Genomic DNA, 397 nt, shown 5'->3' on the forward strand with positions numbered 1-397 from the left:
TGCCAATCGATCGTAGTTCCTTAACCGAGTGTTGGGTAGGCTTGGTTTTCATCTCCCCTGCCGATGGAATCCAGGGCACTAGCGTCACGTGCATATAGATCACGTTTTTCCGCCCAACCTCTTTACGAAATTGGCGAATGGCTTCCAGAAAGGGCAGTGACTCAATATCGCCGACGGTTCCCCCAATCTCGACCAGCACTACGTCAGGATTTGTGTTTCTGGCAACGCGCAAAATCCGTTCTTTGATCTCGTTAGTGATATGAGGAATCACCTGCACAGTGCCACCGTTATATTCACCGCGCCGCTCTTTATAGATGACTGACTGATAAATTGAGCCAGTGGTGACGCTGTTGAGACGAGACATCGGCGTGTCTGTAAACCGTTCGTAGTGTCCCAA

At 50.1% G+C, this 397-nt stretch carries 1 pseudogene; it reads right to left on the minus strand.

From position 1 onward, the window contains the following. Positions 1-397: pseudogene (gene pyrG, locus D7Y13_RS50270) on the minus strand (CTP synthetase); the annotation flags it as partial.

Origin of the sequence: Corallococcus praedator (assembly GCF_003612125.1) — a bacterium.
GTDB classification, from domain to species: domain Bacteria; phylum Myxococcota; class Myxococcia; order Myxococcales; family Myxococcaceae; genus Corallococcus; species Corallococcus praedator.